Annotated in this window: 16 protein-coding genes; 10 read left to right on the top strand and 6 right to left on the bottom strand. The window is 37.0% G+C overall.

Going from position 1 to position 16614, the window contains the following annotated elements; genetic code table 11:
• Positions 1-278 precede the first annotated feature (278 nt).
• From BMZ31_RS03045 to BMZ31_RS03030, 4 genes are all read left to right on the top strand, one after another.
• Positions 279-545 (top strand): phosphocarrier protein HPr, encoded by a 267-nt coding sequence (locus BMZ31_RS03045; protein ID WP_090830247.1) that lies wholly within the window; start codon positions 279-281, stop codon positions 543-545.
• Entirely contained in the window at positions 545-2263 is a 1719-nt protein-coding gene (gene ptsP, locus BMZ31_RS03040) for a phosphoenolpyruvate--protein phosphotransferase (RefSeq protein ID WP_090830246.1), read from the top strand. The genes BMZ31_RS03045 and ptsP overlap by 1 nt, the downstream gene beginning before the upstream one ends.
• Positions 2264-2587: 324 nt before the next feature.
• The gene (locus BMZ31_RS03035; RefSeq protein ID WP_090830245.1) at positions 2588-3061 is read left to right on the top strand and encodes a hypothetical protein; all 474 of its coding nucleotides are present in this window, start codon (positions 2588-2590) and stop codon (positions 3059-3061) included.
• A 174-nt stretch (positions 3062-3235) separates the two neighbouring features.
• On the top strand, positions 3236-4108 hold the full coding sequence (locus BMZ31_RS03030) for an NAD(P)-dependent oxidoreductase (RefSeq protein WP_090830671.1): 873 nt from the start codon (positions 3236-3238) through the stop codon (positions 4106-4108).
• Positions 4109-4159: 51 nt separating this feature from the next.
• Here the strand turns inward: BMZ31_RS03030 and BMZ31_RS03025 are convergent, their stop codons facing one another.
• Entirely contained in the window at positions 4160-5311 is a 1152-nt protein-coding gene (locus tag BMZ31_RS03025; RefSeq protein WP_090830244.1) for an aminotransferase A, read from the bottom strand.
• A 191-nt stretch (positions 5312-5502) separates the two neighbouring features.
• Between BMZ31_RS03025 and corA the strand changes: the two genes are divergently transcribed.
• The 5 genes from corA to BMZ31_RS03000 all read left to right on the top strand — a co-directional run bounded on the left by corA (position 5503) and on the right by BMZ31_RS03000 (position 10045).
• On the top strand, positions 5503-6498 hold the full coding sequence (gene corA, locus BMZ31_RS03020; RefSeq protein WP_090830243.1) for a magnesium/cobalt transporter CorA: 996 nt from the start codon (positions 5503-5505) through the stop codon (positions 6496-6498).
• Positions 6499-6599: 101 nt separating this feature from the next.
• A complete protein-coding gene (locus BMZ31_RS03015; RefSeq protein WP_090830242.1) occupies positions 6600-7118 on the top strand; it encodes an RDD family protein in 519 nt (172 codons plus the stop codon).
• Positions 7119-7168: 50 nt separating this feature from the next.
• The gene (locus tag BMZ31_RS03010) at positions 7169-7600 is read left to right on the top strand and encodes a DinB family protein (protein ID WP_217644035.1); all 432 of its coding nucleotides are present in this window, start codon (positions 7169-7171) and stop codon (positions 7598-7600) included.
• A 110-nt stretch (positions 7601-7710) separates the two neighbouring features.
• Positions 7711-9036 carry an MFS transporter gene (locus BMZ31_RS03005; RefSeq protein ID WP_090830240.1) on the top strand — a complete coding sequence of 442 codons (1326 nt, stop codon included), beginning with the start codon at positions 7711-7713 and terminating at the stop codon, positions 9034-9036.
• Between the two features lie 103 nt (positions 9037-9139).
• Positions 9140-10045 (top strand): chemotaxis protein, encoded by a 906-nt coding sequence (locus BMZ31_RS03000; RefSeq protein WP_090830239.1) that lies wholly within the window; start codon positions 9140-9142, stop codon positions 10043-10045.
• An 83-nt stretch (positions 10046-10128) separates the two neighbouring features.
• Here BMZ31_RS03000 and BMZ31_RS02995 read toward each other — a convergent pair whose 3' ends face one another.
• From BMZ31_RS02995 to BMZ31_RS19990, 4 genes are all read right to left on the bottom strand, one after another.
• Positions 10129-10599 (bottom strand): YkyB family protein, encoded by a 471-nt coding sequence (locus BMZ31_RS02995; protein ID WP_090830238.1) that lies wholly within the window; start codon positions 10597-10599, stop codon positions 10129-10131.
• A gap of 118 nt (positions 10600-10717) precedes the next feature.
• A complete protein-coding gene (locus BMZ31_RS02990) occupies positions 10718-11995 on the bottom strand; it encodes an MFS transporter (protein ID WP_090830237.1) in 1278 nt (425 codons plus the stop codon).
• The gene (locus tag BMZ31_RS02985) at positions 11976-12608 is read right to left on the bottom strand and encodes a PadR family transcriptional regulator (protein WP_090830236.1); all 633 of its coding nucleotides are present in this window, start codon (positions 12606-12608) and stop codon (positions 11976-11978) included. The genes BMZ31_RS02990 and BMZ31_RS02985 overlap by 20 nt, the downstream gene beginning before the upstream one ends.
• Before the next feature lie 125 nt (positions 12609-12733).
• Complete coding sequence (locus BMZ31_RS19990) at positions 12734-12985, bottom strand: hypothetical protein (RefSeq protein ID WP_139205906.1); 252 nt, start codon at positions 12983-12985, stop codon at positions 12734-12736.
• 266 nt (positions 12986-13251) lie between these two features.
• Here BMZ31_RS19990 and BMZ31_RS02980 point away from each other — a divergent pair, with 266 nt between their 5' ends.
• The gene (locus BMZ31_RS02980) at positions 13252-15369 is read left to right on the top strand and encodes a sensor domain-containing protein (protein ID WP_090830235.1); all 2118 of its coding nucleotides are present in this window, start codon (positions 13252-13254) and stop codon (positions 15367-15369) included.
• Between the two features lie 290 nt (positions 15370-15659).
• Here BMZ31_RS02980 and BMZ31_RS02975 read toward each other — a convergent pair whose 3' ends face one another.
• Positions 15660-16532 carry a metallophosphoesterase gene (locus BMZ31_RS02975; RefSeq protein ID WP_090830234.1) on the bottom strand — a complete coding sequence of 291 codons (873 nt, stop codon included), beginning with the start codon at positions 16530-16532 and terminating at the stop codon, positions 15660-15662.
• Positions 16533-16614 lie beyond the last annotated feature (82 nt).

Genomic DNA, 16614 nt, shown 5'->3' with positions numbered 1-16614 from the left:
AAAGGTTGTGTTAACATTTAGGTTTGTTTTGTTTTTTTAAAATGCGGGGGAATAACAGTTGAGATTAGTAGTGCAATTTAACTAATCCAAATAAATGATTTCGCACACATTTTCGACACATTTAACGTAAATAATATAGATTGATTTCGAATTATAGCGCTTTCAAATCTTAATTTTTAGTCAATTAACGGTTTAGTTGACGAAAATGGTTAAATTGTATTTAATGAGGGTAGCATCAATCTATATAATATCTCATATTCAAAGGAGTTTGATTAAGCATGGCAGAAAAACAATTCAAAGTAACAGCAGAAACAGGTATTCATGCAAGACCAGCTACAATCCTTGTACAAGCAGCAAGTAAATTCGACTCTGAGATTCACTTAGAATATAAAGAAAAGAAAGTAAACTTGAAATCCATCATGGGCGTTATGTCACTTGGTGTAGGTCAAGGTGCTGAAATTAAGATTACTGCCGAAGGTAACGATGCTGAAGAAGCATTAAGAAGCCTTGAAGAAACTCTTAACAAAGAAGGTCTTGCTGAGTAATGACTTTCTTACAAGGAATTGCTGCATCAAACGGGATTGCGATCGCAAAAGCTTATCGTTTGATTGAGCCCAACCTCACATTTGATAAAAAGACAATCGATGACGTAGACAGTGAAACTGAACGCTTCACAGCAGCATTAGAAAAATCAAAGTCTGAACTTTCGGTTATCCGTGACCGCGCAAAAGTTGAATTAGGTGCTGACAAGGCGGCTATTTTTGAAGCTCATTTGCTTGTTCTAAGTGATCCAGAATTAGTTGGACCTATCGTTGATAAGATCAAGACTGAAAAAATCAATGCTGAAGTAGCACTAAAAGAAACAGCTGACATGTTCGTGATGATGTTTGAGCAAATGGATAACGAATATATGAAAGAGCGTGCAGCTGATATTCGTGATGTTACGAAAAGAGTCTTAGCGCATTTATTAGGTGTTGATTTAGTCAATCCTAGTATGATTCAAGAAGAGGTAATCATCGTCGCGGAGGATTTGACTCCATCAGATACAGCACAATTAAATCGTCAGTATGTAAAAGGATTCACAACGGACATTGGAGGCCGCACATCTCATTCAGCTATCATGGCTCGTTCAATGGAGATTCCTGCAGTAGTTGGAACAAAATCTGCAACTGAACAAATTCAGAACGGTGATTTGGTAATTGTTGATGGGCTAAAAGGAGAAGTACATATTAATCCTACTCCTGAAGCAGTTGAACAATATAAGAAAATCAACGCTGAGTATGAAGAGCAAAAAGCAGAATGGGCAAAACTAGTAAATGAGAAATCAGTATCGGCGGATGGTCATCACGTAGAACTTGCTGCTAACATTGGTACCCCTAAAGATTTAAAGGGTGTTATTGAAAATGGCGGTGAAGGTGTAGGGCTTTATCGAACTGAATTTTTATATATGGGAAGAGACCAGCTTCCAACTGAAGAAGAGCAATTTGAATCATATAAAGCTGTTCTTGAAGGAATGGCAGGGAAACCTGTTGTTGTAAGGACACTAGATATTGGTGGAGATAAGGAACTTCCATACCTGCACTTGCCCAAAGAACTTAATCCATTCTTAGGTTTTAGAGCAATTCGTTTGTGCCTTGATGAACAAGGAATTTTCCGTACTCAATTGCGTGCATTACTTCGTGCAAGCAGTTTTGGTGATCTAAAGATAATGTTCCCTATGATTGCTACACTCGACGAGTTTAGATCGGCAAAGGCGATTCTTGAAGAAGAAAAGCAAAAGCTTCTTTCAGAGGGTGTGAATGTTTCTAATAGCATTGAGCTTGGAATAATGGTTGAAATTCCGTCAACTGCTATTCTAGCGGATCAATTTGCTAAAGAAGTGGATTTCTTCAGTATTGGAACAAATGACTTAATTCAATATACAATGGCAGCCGATCGTATGAATGAGCGCGTTTCATATCTATATCAACCGTATAATCCTGCGATTTTACGCTTGGTTAAGATGGTTATCGATGCATCTCATGCTGAAGGGAAATGGACAGGCATGTGTGGAGAAATGGCAGGAGATGAAACAGCAATTCCGTTATTGCTTGGTCTTGGCTTAGACGAATTCTCCATGAGTGCTACTTCCATCCTAAAGGCGCGTTCACAAATACGTAACCTTAAAAAGTCTGACATGGAAGAGTTGGCAAATGCCGTACTTCAAATGAAAACGACAGAAGAAGCAATTGAGGCTGTACGTAAAGCAACTAATACTAAATAAAAATAAAATGAAGGTTTTACCATTCATTTCTTGGGTATAAATGAGTAAGCACACTTTGGGATAACCATAGTAAGCTGCACATTCTCATTTTCCCCCTTTTTTGCCGACTGCATGAGTAGTCGGTTTTTTTATTTGATAAATGTTGCATTTACACACACGATGAACGGAAAGCAAACAAACGAAGCTTATTGATAAGTTAATAGTGCTTTATCAAACTAAGTAACTTTAACAAATTAAACCACTTATAACTTTGAAACATGCATTCTCTTTTTTATGTTTATCACCTTTTGTTTTAGGAAATGGTATGCATAAGGAGGGATTTCAGTGGTCAAACATTTTAAGAAGCAAAAACTGCTCGGATTTATCATTTGCCTTGCATTTTTACTTAACGCATGTGGTTTTCCAACTGCACAAGAACTGATTATCAATCGATATGCAGATGCATTATTGACCAAAAACAATGAACTTCAGTTTAGGTTTAGAATCAATAATGAGGTTCTTGAAGAAAGACAACCATATAAGGTAAAGGTAACTATACATGATGAAAAGTTAAGAAAAGCTATTGGGAAAGAAGAAATTGTTTATGGAGAAGAACAGGTAAGGAATGGGCAATCGCTTGAGGCAGACAATGAAGGCGAAAAATTTATTTTAATGGAACCCATCCCATTAAACTTGGATCTACATATTGATGAAATTAGAAAGCTAATTGAAGAGGACAATGCTGTTTCTATTGAAGTCTATGATGATCAAGAAGTTCTAGGAAAAGCTTATTTAACTAATTTCTCATCTGAATTATAATCAGGTTTAATTTACTGCAACTTTGGGGAATATATTGAAGTGCATAAATTGGAGATTAAGCACTCGGCCAGGGAAAATTCTTTCCCTGGCTTTTCTCATTTTACAAAGACATGATACGAAATCATGATAAAATTAGAGTATTAATGAAAAACGGAGAGGAAGATCAGATTGAATATGAAGAAAGTAATTGGATTTATAGGAACAGGTGTAATGGGGAAAAGCATGGCAAGTCATTTATTGAAAGCTAATTATACAGTCATTGTATATAATCGTACGAAAGATAAAGCGAAAGAATTGTTATCGCTAGGGGCGAAATGGGCAGATTCACCAAAAGACGTGGCTAAAAAGGCAGACGTGATTTTTACTATCGTTGGTTATCCATCAGATGTTGAAGAAATCTATTTTGGTGATGAAGGGATCCTTGCAAATGGTAAAGAGGGTGCTTACCTAATCGATATGACTACTTCTACTCCATCCCTTGCAGTAAAAATAGCTGAGGAAGCCGAGAGGAAAGGTATGTATGCATTTGATGCTCCAGTCTCAGGTGGTGATATTGGTGCGAAAGAAGCGCGTCTTGCGATTATGGTCGGGGGAGACGATGTTACATTTAATGATATCAAGCCTCTTTTAGATGTTTTGGGCACGAACATTGTATATCAAGGTAAAGCCGGTTCTGGCCAGCATACAAAAATGTGTAATCAAATAGCGATTGCATCGAATATGCTCGGTGTGTGCGAGGCAATTGTTTATGCAGAAAAGGCGGGCCTCAATCCTGAGAATGTCCTGAAAAGCATTTCAACAGGAGCTGCAGGTAGCTGGTCTCTATCTAATCTGGCTCCAAGAATGTTGGCTGAGAATTTTGAGCCAGGTTTCTTTATAAAGCATTTCTTAAAAGATATGAAAATTGCGCTTGATGAAGCAGAAAAAATGAATATGGATGTTCCCGGTCTTTCTCTTGCTCATTCCCTCTATGCTTTACTTTCCGAAAGAGGAGAAGAGAACAGCGGTACCCAAGCATTATATAAATATTGGAATGACAATAATTAAACCTTTAACAACATAAAAAGAAGCCCTCATTAAATGAGGGCTTTTCCTATGCTACTTCGATTGCAGGAACTTCTCCAGTCTATCCAATCCTTCTCTTAATGAGTCCAATGAATAAGCAAAAGATAATCTAAAATAACCTTCTCCTAATGGAGAAAACGCGTTACCTGGGACGACAGCCACTTTTGCCTCTTTCACTAGCTGGAGGGCGAAGTCGAAAGAATTAGCTTTCATCTTTGCAGGTATCTTTACAAAGAAATAGAAGGCACCATCAGGCTTTACTACTTCCAAGTTCATTCCAACTAAACGTTCATATACATAGTCTCTTCTTTGCAGATATTCATTCCTCATTGGGAGTGCGTCATCTATGCCAACAGTTAATGCTTCTAAAGCAGCTGCCTGTGCAATGGAGTTTGCGCATGTCACATTGTATTGATGCACTTTCAATATATGTTGAAGGATGTTCTCAGGGGCAAACAACAATCCGATTCTCCACCCAGTCATTGAATGTGATTTTGACAATCCATTGATGACAATGGTCTTTTCTTTAAGGTATTCAGCAATAGAAGTATGAGCATTGTCAAAAACGATTTCGCTATAAATTTCATCGGCCAAAACAAAAATATCCTTATCCTTTAAATAGTCTGCAATTTCTTCCAATTCCTCGGATGTAAGACTTACCCCAGTAGGGTTCGAGGGGTAAGGTAGTACAATACATCTCGTCTTACTGGTAATAGACCGTTTCATCAAGTCCACTGTAAATCTAAAACCGTTTTTCCTTACATCCACATAAACGGGCTTAGCTCCACACATGCGTATGATCGGCTCGTAGCCAGGATAAACAGGTCCAGGCAATAATACTTCATCACCTTCCGTTAAAATAGATCTGAAAGTGACATCAATAGCCTCACTAGCTCCAGTTGTAATGATAACCTCGGTTTCAGCTTTATATGTAATCCTGTATTTGGTCTCCAAAAATTTAACAGCGGCCTGTCTCAATTCGATCATTCCTGCATTGTGTGTATAGCTGGTGAAATCCATGTCTATAGCATTTTTCGCTGCTTCCTTTACATGGAGCGGAGTAGGGAAATCAGGTTGTCCAATTGTAAGGCTGATCATATCTTTAGTACCTGCGACTAAATTAAAGAATTTACGAATTCCTGAGATTTCTAGGTCTTGGACTTTTTGATTAATGAAGTGTTCCAATTTTTCTAACATCCTTCCGATTTATGTTGTTATTATTTTATCATGAACTTTGTGAAGGAAAACCCTACATGTATAACTTATCTTTTATTTCGTTTGCATCATGATAAGAAGTTACTTAAGATGTTTAGAAGGGAATAATGTAATGAGCAGGTTCATCTATTTTATCAAAGTAAAGAAATGAAGGGTGTCAAATGATAAAAATTTGTGCATTAAAAGGGAGTGGTGAGGTCGTAAATGATCTCACATTAGAAGAAACAAAGAATAATGATGTCAAATGGTTCTGGGTTGATTTTTCAGTACCAACAGTTGATGAACAGAGATTGCTAGCCAGTCATTTTGATTTTCATCCCCTATCCATTGAAGATTGTATCGATGAATTCAGTCAAAGACCAAAGCTTGATTTTTATGAAGAATATCTATTTCTTGTCATACATGCGGTTAATGAAAAAGCAATAATGGCTGAAGAAGTGGACATTTTTGTGAGCGAAAAATTCGTTGTTACTTTTCATAAAAAGGAATTGATTGAAGTCGAACAAATGTGGGATCGATTGAAAAATGATAAACAAATGCAAGAAGGACCATTCTCTATCATGCATGCCATTATTGATAAAGTTGTCGATGACTATTTTCCTTCAGTCTATTTAATAGAAGAAGAATTGAATAGAATTGAGGATAACTCTAAAGATGAATCGATGAATGATTTGATGGAGCAATTGTTCGATCTACGTACTGATTTATCAAGAATGAGAAGGTCTGTTATTCCAATGAGAGACTTGCTATACAGAATCGTTCAATCTGAGAGGCTAAGTTTCCTAAAGGACAGAAAAGTATACTTTAATGATGTCCATGATCATTTATTGAAAATTGTGGAGATGATTGAATCCTATCGTGAATTTTCATCAGATATACGCGACAGCTATCTATCGGTCAATTCAAATCGAATGAATTCCATCATGATGACATTGACGGTAATTACAACCATCTTCATGCCACTTACTTTTATTGCGGGTGTTTACGGGATGAACTTTACATATATGCCAGAATTGGAGTGGAAGTACGGATATTTCTTTATTTTAATAATAATGTTATTGATTGCGATTACTATGTTCATCATGTTTCAAGCGAAAGGTTGGTTTCGTTTTGGGAAACAACCAAAGAAGAAGAGTAGGCATATCCATTTACGTTAAGGAAAGATGCAAAAATTTCATCTATTATTAAAAGTTTGATGATATAATAAATGTAATTTTCAATATTTTTACTCATTTGTAAAATAAAAGGGGAGGAAATTGTGGACTTACATTTAGAAAAAAATGATCCTGAAACAAAAGAGTACGGTGGTTTTTGGATTCGCTTTGGAGCATACCTTTTAGACTCAATCATTCTAGGTATCCCTTTGATGATTCTTACATTTGTCATTTTATTTGCTTTCCTCGGGTCTTCAGGTGTCCTTGATGCTATGCTAGCAGATCCTGAATATATGGAATCCACGATGACAGATAATCAAGCAATGAAACTGTTGGGTGGATATTTGCTTGCTGTATTGCTAAATTTCATCATAACTATTGCATATTACGCTGGAATGCATGCTTCAAAATGGCAAGGGACGATAGGGAAAAAATTACTAGGCCTTAAAGTGACAGACATGAATGGTCAGCGTATTTCTTTCTGGAGAGGGCTGGGACGATACATAGCAATGGTCTTTTTGTCAGCTATATTTATGATTGGTTATATTATGGCTGCATTCACAGCTAAAAAGCAATCACTACACGATATGATAGCGGGTACGATTGTAATTAAAGATAAATAGCATTTGGGGGAAGTATGATGAAGGTGGTTGATTTTCAGAAACATCATGATATGTATTCTAATTGGTTACTGGGCTTAAAGAATTTAGATGATTCTTCTTGGTTTATGCCTATATCAGAAGGAAAATGGTCTGTAGCTGCCATCGTTTCCCACCTATTGTTTTGGGATAGACATTGCATTGCGGAAAAGATCCCTAACTTTAAAGAAGGCTCTTTAATTACAGGGTACCCAGACTTTCAAGAATACAATCAAACAGCCCAAGAATACGCGCATAATGGAGTTTCTAAAGAATCGTTAATTAATGAAATTATTGCAGAAAGAAACCAATATCAAACCTATTTGAAAGGGTTGAAAGAGGAAGAGTTGGATATTTCTTTCAAGATTGGCGGTCATCCGATTACGATTGGGGAGTTCTTTAAGGATTTTATGAGTCATGATTTACATCATCAAGAACAAATAAATAAGCTTCTTAAACCGGAATAATAAGAAAAATCCTTGCATCAAGTGTAAGGATTTTTCTTATTGCCTAAATTTAAAGGGATTCTCAGTCATATAGTTGAAATATATAGAAAATAAAATAAGAGGAGAATCCGATGGAACCTATAAGCAAGCACCAAGTCGCAAAAGAATCGAAGTTGAATATTTGGCGATTATATTTTTCATTGCCTATCATTTCTTGGGCCTTATATGACTTTGCCAACACCATATTTTCATCAAACATTAACACCATATTTTTCCCTTTTTATCTTCAGGAAGTAATAGGTGAGAATGAAGTCCTGAATCAAATTGCCAGTACCTTTGTGTCGTACTCCAATGCGGTAGCAAGTTTCTTTCTCGTACTGTTTTCTCCCTTGTTTGGTGTTTTGATTGACAGAACGGGACAAAAGAAAAAATTCATTGTCGTTTTCACTATCATATCAGCAATTTGTACAATGATGATGGGAATAGTTGCAGGTCAATCGTATTCAGGAAAATGGTTTGGTCTTCCGATTACGCTTTCCGTAGTGGTAATCCTTTTTATTTTCGCGAAATTCTTTTACCATTCTAGCCTTATATTCTATGATGCTACTATTTCAGATCTTGCCACTAAAGAGACAATGCCTCTTATTTCCGGCTTTGGAGTAGCTGTCGGATACATTGGTACTCTTGTTGGATTAACGGTTTATCCTTTTGTAGGGAATGAAGGTTTTCATGAAGCTTTTCTTCCTACAGGAATCTTATTTCTGTTATTTTCATTACCACTCTTTTGGTTTGTAAAAGACAAACCATTACCAATTAAGAAGAAAGAGACCTTTCTATCGGGATACAAAGAAATCATTTCTACTTTTAAAGATATGAAACAACATCAAGCGATTTTTACATTTATGATTGCGTATTTCTTCCTAAACGATGCCCTTGCAACTACCATTGCCATGATGGCCGTTTATGCCAAAACGATCGTCGGTTTTACTACTGGAAAGTTTATATTGCTATATCTGGTTTCGACTGTCTCAAGCATCATTGGTTCCTTTATTTTTGGTTATATTGCCAAGGCAAAGGGGTCTAAGAACGCAATAAGTTATGTAGGGATATTACTTCTTGTGGCCTTAATCATTGCTGCTTTAGCCGTTAATGAATCTATGTTCTGGCTTGCTGGAAGTATGTTTGGGGTAGCGTTAGGATCGATGTGGGTGACAACAAGGACATTTATTGTTGAGTTAACTCCAGAAAACAAGCGAGGGCAATTTTTTGGGTTATTCGCTTTTTCTGGGAAGGTTTCTTCGATCGTAGGACCATTGCTATACGGTACGATTACCCTTATATTTGCGGACTACGGTAATATTGCTAGCAGGCTCGCATTGTCATCGCTTATTGTATTAACTGTTATTGGTCTTTTCATCCACTTTAAAGTCAAATTGCCTGTTGAAAATGATAATTGATTGTTATTTTTAAAAAGTACTTCATTGTCATAAGTAACGGTCGATAATATAGGTATATTAATATTTATTAAAAGTTACTTTGTAGGGAAGGACGATTTGTTAAGTGGATAATAAAAAAGGAATCCTACTCGAGAGCGGAACAAATGAACTAGAACTAGTCGAATTCGGGATTGGTAAAAATAAATTTGGGATAAATGTCATTAAAGTTAGAGAAATCATTAATCCCGTTCCCATTACGCAGATTCCACATGCACATCGGAATGTAGAGGGAATCATTGAGTTAAGAGGGGAAGTCCTACCTGTTGTGAACGTAGCGACAGCACTTGGTTTTCCTCCATCTGAAGAACCTGAACAAGATAAGTTCATTGTCGCTGAATTCAATAAACAAAAGATTGTCTTTCACGTTCATACTGTTACTCAAATACATCGTATTTCATGGAATGAAATCGAAAAACCATCCGATATGTACCAAGGTATTGAAAGTCAAATTATTGGTGTGGTGAAGCTTCAGGGTGAAATGATTCTTTTGCTTGATTTCGAGAAAATTGTCGTTGAAATAAATCCGGATACAGGAATCAACATACAACAGGTGAAGAAACTTGGTAAGCGTGACAGGTCAAACAAAAAGTTAGTCGTTTCGGAAGATTCACCTCTTCTTCGTAAATTATTGTTTGATACTTTATCTGAAGCAGGGTTTCAGTCAATTGAATTTTTTGAAAATGGTCTTGACGCATTAAGTTACCTTGAAAGTATCGTTGCTTCAGGAAAAGATGTTACAGAGGAAGTTCAATTAATTATCACGGATATTGAAATGCCTCAAATGGACGGACATCATTTTACAAAACGAGTGAAAGAGAATACTATGCTATCAAAGCTTCCAGTCATTATATTTTCATCTTTGATTACAGAAGATCTTCGCCATAAAGGTCAAATGGTCGGAGCAGAGGATCAAGTCAGTAAGCCAGAAATTGCCGAATTAGTCCTCTTGATTGATAAATATATCCTATAGGAATGTTTTATTAAACGATAGCTTGTTATAAAAAACGCAAACGCCTGTGTTCAGGTGTTTGCGTTTTTTATAAGTACATAATTTTAATATCTCTCACCAAGTTTTTTGAATACGGGCTTTTGATAATGCCTTTGACGTCCACTAAAAGATGACTTTTCAACTTCTTCTTTTAAGCCTGTATAATTCTGAAGTAATATTCTTGCGTTTTGTAATGATAAAAAGGATTTAGGGTTTCTTCGGTTTTCATCCAACTTTCCTAAGTGCGGCAACTCAGTAAAATCATTTTTTGATGGTGGAATATGAAAACTGTATTGTCCACATTCCACAAGCACATCGGATTGTTGTTGGCTATGTTTTGGATTAAGGGAGAAGTGTAGACCTATTTTCCGTGCTTTACCCTCAGCTATTAGTTTTTTTAATGATTCCTGTTTTAACTTATATAAATATTTTGGATTTGGAGCGGTTTTGGCATGTCTGTTAACTGTATAGATAGCTTGTGAGAGGTGATCTACGGTTAGCTCAAGACGGGGAAGGGGGTTCCTATTATCTTTCAAGTGGGGGTTCTCCTTTCATTTTATTAAAAGCATGTCCATTATAACTTGTTTTACCCCCTTTTGAAAAGAAGAAGCCAACCATAGAAAAAGGGAAGAAGTAATCTTCCCTCTACATTCCCTATATTTGGGCTGAATTTGATTTGCTCCTACCACTTGGCATTCTTCTTGCAAAACTGATCAAGACAGATGTACCAAACAAGACAGTTGCGGCCCCTGCTCCTACCATCACAAAGGAAACTCCAATCAAATCTGCCAGTAATGCGCCTGCTGCTGGAGCGATTAACATGGAAAAAGTCTGAATAGAATTTGCCGCAGAGGAAACACGGGCCATCATAATTTCAGGGGTTTCAGACTGGAGTATATAGCCATATGGAACAGCTTCTCCCGAACCCATTATCCCTAACAGCAAAGCACCAAAAAACCATACCCACTGTTCTAAATTCAATATGCCCATTGCTCCTAGGCCAACTGAAATAATTAATGTTCCACTCAAGACAGATGATATGGCCATAAAAGAAATCGGCTTCGCTTGCCAATTTGTCCAGTTTCCAAGAAATAGAGCACCAATGACACTGCCGAGACCAACAGCACTAACTAAGTAGCCATAATTGTTATGACTAAAACCAAGATCTTTGGCTACAAAAATAAATAGTCCATCATACAAAAAAATAATGAAGAAAGCGATGGAAGAGATAAGGATCGATATTTTTAATGGAGGGACGGAGAAGATATGTCTAATCCCAATAGAAAGATCTTTCCAATAAGATGTTTTTACTTGTTCTTGAGTGTTATTTTGCTCTGATTCATCGTCTGAGACAGGTGGCTTTAAAGAAGGAAGGGTTAATAGAAATAAAATGGATATAGCAAATCCGATGGCTTCAAAAATAAAAGGACTTCTGACTCCTATAATAGCAATTAATGCTGCCCCGAGCGCTGGACCAATAATTTTCATAGTATTCATGGAAAGCTGACTTAACGTAACAGCTTCAGGGAGTAGTTCTTTTGGAACAGTCATTCGGATGACACTTTGTCTTGCTGGATCATACAAAGCAGCAACAGTTGATTTAATAAAAACAAAAACGAGTAAGACGAGGAAATTGGATGCAAAAAAAAGCCCTATCACGCAGGTGATTCTTAAAACTAGGCATGTTAACATTACAGTTTTTTTCGGTAGCTTATCAATAAATACACTAGCAAATGGACCGATTACAACCCAGGGGATTCCTAGTACTATGATGAGGGTAGCAACGGCTGTTTCCCCTAATCCCCAATGAAACGCTACAATCACTTGTAAAGCAATCATATCAAGCCAGTTACCTAGGTCTGAAAAAAGTTGAGCGCCAAACAAGGATCGATATCCTTTGATTCTTAATGGTCTAAACATCGATAGTTTCATCAGCATTACCACCCAATTCATTATTTAGTGCTTTCTTTCTTCGCTGAACAATTTTCTCTTCTAAGCCATTTGGATCTTGCGAAGCGGGAAGGTTATTAGAAAGCAGTGTTTGAATGGTTTCGTCGATCCATTTTATCTCCGCTTCAAGGATTGTTTTAGAATAAGAAATGCCTAGCATCCCGAGTCCACTAATGTAAGATGTTCCATTGCTAGGCCATTGACTAATAAAAGCGAGTATATCTTCACTTTCAAACTTTCTTTTTTGTAAATGCTTAATGAATATACGATTGTCCATTTCACTATGCCATGCGGCCATTTTCATAAATAATTCGTCTTTTCGCGCAGGATAGGCAGGAGTTGCGTTTAACCAGTTTTCTAGTTCAGACCACCCCTTTGCAGTTAACTCGTATAGAGTTTTCTTACGACCTGAAATTTCATTTTCAAAAGCTTGAATGAATCCTTCTTCTTCAAGCTTCTTGAGCTTAGGATAAATGCTTCCGTAACTCATTCCCCAATAAAGGCTCGCAGCCTTATGTTCAAATTCATTCTTAATATCGTATCCTGAACTAGGCATCGAACTTATTACAGCTAATATGGCATGATCTGCAGACATAATATCTCTCCTTGATGTATCGAAATGATATATCGATTATTATAATATGGATTTATATGGAAAACAATGGGGAGTGTAAAATAAAAAAGCAGATCGGTTTCGATCTGCTTTAAACAGGATTGATCTTATCTAATTCGCATTGGATATCCAGGTCCAGGTGGATATGGTGGAAAGGGTTGTGGAGGCGGGTAGGCCGCAGGGTAAGGTGGATATGGATATTGGCATCCAGGATATGGGCAAGGGTATGGTCTGTTGAATAAGAATGGTGTAACTAGAAGTGAACCGAGACCTATACCTGCTACAAATGGCCAAAGTCCAAATCCTATAAAACGACTATCTCGATATGGTTGATAACCACGGTAATAATAGTTATTCATTATGAAAACTCCTCTTCATCTTATGATGTACTCATAACAACTTATGCAAATTTACTTTCTATTCATAATGTATGGTCATATGGGACGGATTGCGCCTGTACACTTAAATGGATTAACATTTGGAATCAAGTTGGGAAACAAGTATGACTCAAAATATAATTAACTGAATTGCTATCATTTATAGTATGATAGGAGCATATATCCATTCGTTTTTTCCTGTCTTTATATACTTTTGAAATAGGATTTTAGTTTAAGAGGATGATCAGATGAAACTTACGAAAAGCATCTTAAATGAAGAATTAGTAAATGGACCGGACGGAATAATTACTGAAAAAATCATTTTTGATATCATTTTTAGACATATGAAAGATTTGGTTTTCGTCATGAAAGTGGAAGAAGGGCCGTCATTTCGATACGTGTTTGCAAATGAATCCGCCCAAGAACATGCTAAAATAACAGCGGATTCGTTAGGGAGAACTTTGGAGGATGTACTTCCGTTTGAATTAGCATTTCCCTTGCAAAAGGAATATGAAAAGTTATTGAAACGTGGCACTGTTCATGTTTTTCTAAATGAAAGCCCTTTCGGTAATGGTGAAAAGGTTGTTGGTGAAACCATTTTGACCCCAGTTAAAGACCTTTCGGGAGAGATAAGGTATGTTATAGCCGTTACTAGGGAAGTAACTGAAAAGCTGGTTGAACAATTGCGTTTAATTGAAAGTGAACAACGATATAAATCAATTGTAGAAAATAATATAGATGCCATTTTTTCAATTGATTTTAAAGGCAAAATATTGGACGCAAACCCTGCTGCTGCATTAGTAACGGGATATACCCAGAAACAGCTCATGAACCGTTCATTATACAATCTGATTGATGATTATGGTCTAAGGGATCTTCAAAACCTTCTTGAAAGAACTCAAAATGGATTTGCCATGGAATCGCTCGATTGTAGATTTATTCACCAGAATGGCCATCTTTTAACAGTGCATATCAAAACGGTTCCCATAGCCATACATGGAGATATTAGTGGGATATATGTGATCATGCGTGATATTTCAATGGAAGCAAGACATGCGGAAACAATAAGGTATATGGCTTTCCACGACCAATTGACGGGGTTATATAATAGAAGGGCACTTCTTGATCATTTGAACGATAGCATACATACATTTTCCAATAAAAGAATCGGATTCGCTCTCATTTCAATAGATTTGGACCGTTTTAAACATCTTAATGATACACTTGGACATCTCGTGGGAGATGAAATCCTAAAAAAAGTTGCGGACCGTCTTTCAGAACTCCAAACAGATAGTTGTCTTGTATATCGTCAAGGTGGAGACGAGTTTATGATTCTGCTACTCAACACAACGAGGAGAGATACCACCCGTTTTGTGCAAGAAACTTTAAACATGTTTGCCAAGTCATTTTACTTTAACTCACAAGAATATTACATTTCTCCAAGTATTGGTATAAGTATGTTTCCGAATGATGGAAAAAATGCAGAAACATTAATTAAGAATGCGGACGAAGCATTATATAGGGTAAAGGATAGAGGAAAAGCACATTTTCAGTTCTATCGCTCAGACATGAGCAATGAGATATTGAATGTAGTAACCCTTGAGACAAATTTACGTAAAGCCATTAAACGTAATGAATTTACACTATTTTTTCAGCCTCAAATAGATTTGAAAACGAGCGAAACCAAGAGTTTTGAAGCACTACTTCGATGGAACAATGAAGAATTGGGGAATATCCCGCCGAGCATTTTCATTCCACTTGCTGAGGACACGGGATTAATTGTCTCAATCGGTAATTGGGTAATCGAACAAGCATGTAAACAAATTAGTGACTGGAACAAGAGTGGATATCACGATATCCGAGTCGCAGTAAATATATCTCCTAAACAATTTCAACAACCTAATCTCGTTCCATTCATCAGGACAATGATTGAAAAGTACAGAGTACTACCTTCGTCCCTTGAAATTGAAATAACGGAGAGTGCAATGCAAGATACGAAAGAAACGATACCGACACTTAAGAGCCTAAAAGAAATCGGTTTGGCCATTTCTGTCGATGATTTTGGCACTGGATATTCTTCATTAAACTATCTGAAAAAATTTCCGATCGATGTGTTGAAAATAGACCAATCATTTATCCGGGATATTCTGCATGATGAGAAGGATGCAGCCATAACTTCAACAATCATTCACTTAGGGAGAAGTCTAGGAATGGAAGTTATTGCCGAAGGTGTCGAAGACAAAAATCAAATTGATTTTCTTTCAAAGGCGATGTGTCATAAGGCTCAAGGGTATTATTATGCAAAACCTCTTCCTGCATCTGACATAGAGAGGGACTTCCTTAACATATGCAATAAAAAAGGCTGATACTTTGGTATCGGCCTTTTTTATCAGAAATTTTTAATTTTAAAATATAACGGAGATAACTGTCTAGCTCCAGCGCCCAGCCAGTTTTCATCTAAGGATATGCTTCTCCGAATATCTTGCGAAGAGCATGACCTTTAGGTGATGCTTGGAGTAGCTCGAGGTTGTTTCTAAAATCCGAAACAACCTCGAGGGGCTGAACACAAAGGAAAGCTACTTGGAAAAACACCGCAGGCATAAGTGCTCTTTACTTGTGCCGAGGGCGCTTGCGCTTTTCTAATTGCATATGGTTTTTATTTGTCTTTTTTGAGGGTAAATACTGTTAACTCCGGCTTTGACAAGAAACGAAATGGCATACGGGTAGTCCCCAACCCACGGTTCACATAGAGAGTCAATGGATTTTGATTACCTATTGAGTAAAAACCTTCATTATATATTTTCGCTAAGGGAGGTTTTACAAGCGGTCCTAGGAAAGGAATCTTAATTTGACCACCATGGCTATGTCCGCTTAACTGCAAATGGACGTTTAGTTCGGAAGCAGCATCAGCTAGATCAGGTTCATGACATAAAAGGATTTTGAATGATTCATGGGGCACATCCCGTAACGTCAATTCTAAGTCGGGTCTCCCTAACATAGCATCGTCTACTCCTGCAACATAGAAATGCTCACCAGTCGGAGAATCAATTCTACTCGCTTGATTTAAAAGAAGTTGGAAACCTGACTGCTCCATTAATTCTTTATAGATATCTGAGCCATAACCTCCGTGATCGTGATTACCATAAATGGCGAATTTCCCAATCTTTGCTTTTAGTTCAGTTAAAATTGGAATGATACTTGACGGGCTCTTATATCGATTAGGTTCGTCCATCAAATCACCAGTAAAGAAGATGATATCTGGATGAAAATGATTTATTTTTTTTACAAGAGTTTCTAGTTGGGATAATTCATATTGGAAGCCTAAATGGGTGTCGCTGAATTGAACGACTTTCAACCCGTCGAATCCAGCAGGGAATTGTGGATGGCTAAAAGAATGTTTTGTTATTTCTAATAGACTGGGTTCAATTTTATTTGCGTAAAAGTAGCCCCCCGTACCTGCCCCAAATGCGGTAAGCAAGATCGAGGCTACTCTTTTTAGAAATGTCCTGCGAGCTACCTTTTTGGGCATGACTTATACCTGCCTGTCTAAAATTTTTACTCATTTATACTAACAGAGAATAGTCAGAAAAAGAAGAGTATGCCAACAATTT

It is taken from the genome of Bacillus sp. cl95 (assembly GCF_900115925.1).
Classification (GTDB): domain Bacteria; phylum Bacillota; class Bacilli; order Bacillales; family Cytobacillaceae; genus Neobacillus_A.
This window is presented reverse-complemented; position numbering and strand designations above follow the sequence as displayed.

What these genes read in the sequence shown, in the direction of transcription:
- BMZ31_RS03045 (WP_090830247.1), top strand. Translation starts at nt 279, where the DNA reads ATGGCAGAAAAACAATTCAAAGTAACAGCAGAAACAGGTATTCATGCA.
- ptsP (WP_090830246.1), top strand. Translation starts at nt 545, where the DNA reads ATGACTTTCTTACAAGGAATTGCTGCATCAAACGGGATTGCGATCGCA.
- BMZ31_RS03030 (WP_090830671.1), top strand. Translation starts at nt 3,236, where the DNA reads ATGAAGAAAGTAATTGGATTTATAGGAACAGGTGTAATGGGGAAAAGC.
- corA (WP_090830243.1), top strand. Translation starts at nt 5,503, where the DNA reads ATGATAAAAATTTGTGCATTAAAAGGGAGTGGTGAGGTCGTAAATGAT.
- BMZ31_RS03010 (WP_217644035.1), top strand. Translation starts at nt 7,169, where the DNA reads ATGTATTCTAATTGGTTACTGGGCTTAAAGAATTTAGATGATTCTTCT.
- BMZ31_RS03005 (WP_090830240.1), top strand. Translation starts at nt 7,711, where the DNA reads ATGGAACCTATAAGCAAGCACCAAGTCGCAAAAGAATCGAAGTTGAAT.
- BMZ31_RS02990 (WP_090830237.1), bottom strand. Translation starts at nt 11,995, where the DNA reads ATGAAACTATCGATGTTTAGACCATTAAGAATCAAAGGATATCGATCC.
- BMZ31_RS02985 (WP_090830236.1), bottom strand. Translation starts at nt 12,608, where the DNA reads ATGTCTGCAGATCATGCCATATTAGCTGTAATAAGTTCGATGCCTAGT.
- BMZ31_RS19990 (WP_139205906.1), bottom strand. Translation starts at nt 12,985, where the DNA reads ATGAATAACTATTATTACCGTGGTTATCAACCATATCGAGATAGTCGT.
- BMZ31_RS02980 (WP_090830235.1), top strand. Translation starts at nt 13,252, where the DNA reads ATGAAACTTACGAAAAGCATCTTAAATGAAGAATTAGTAAATGGACCG.
- BMZ31_RS02975 (WP_090830234.1), bottom strand. Translation starts at nt 16,532, where the DNA reads ATGCCCAAAAAGGTAGCTCGCAGGACATTTCTAAAAAGAGTAGCCTCG.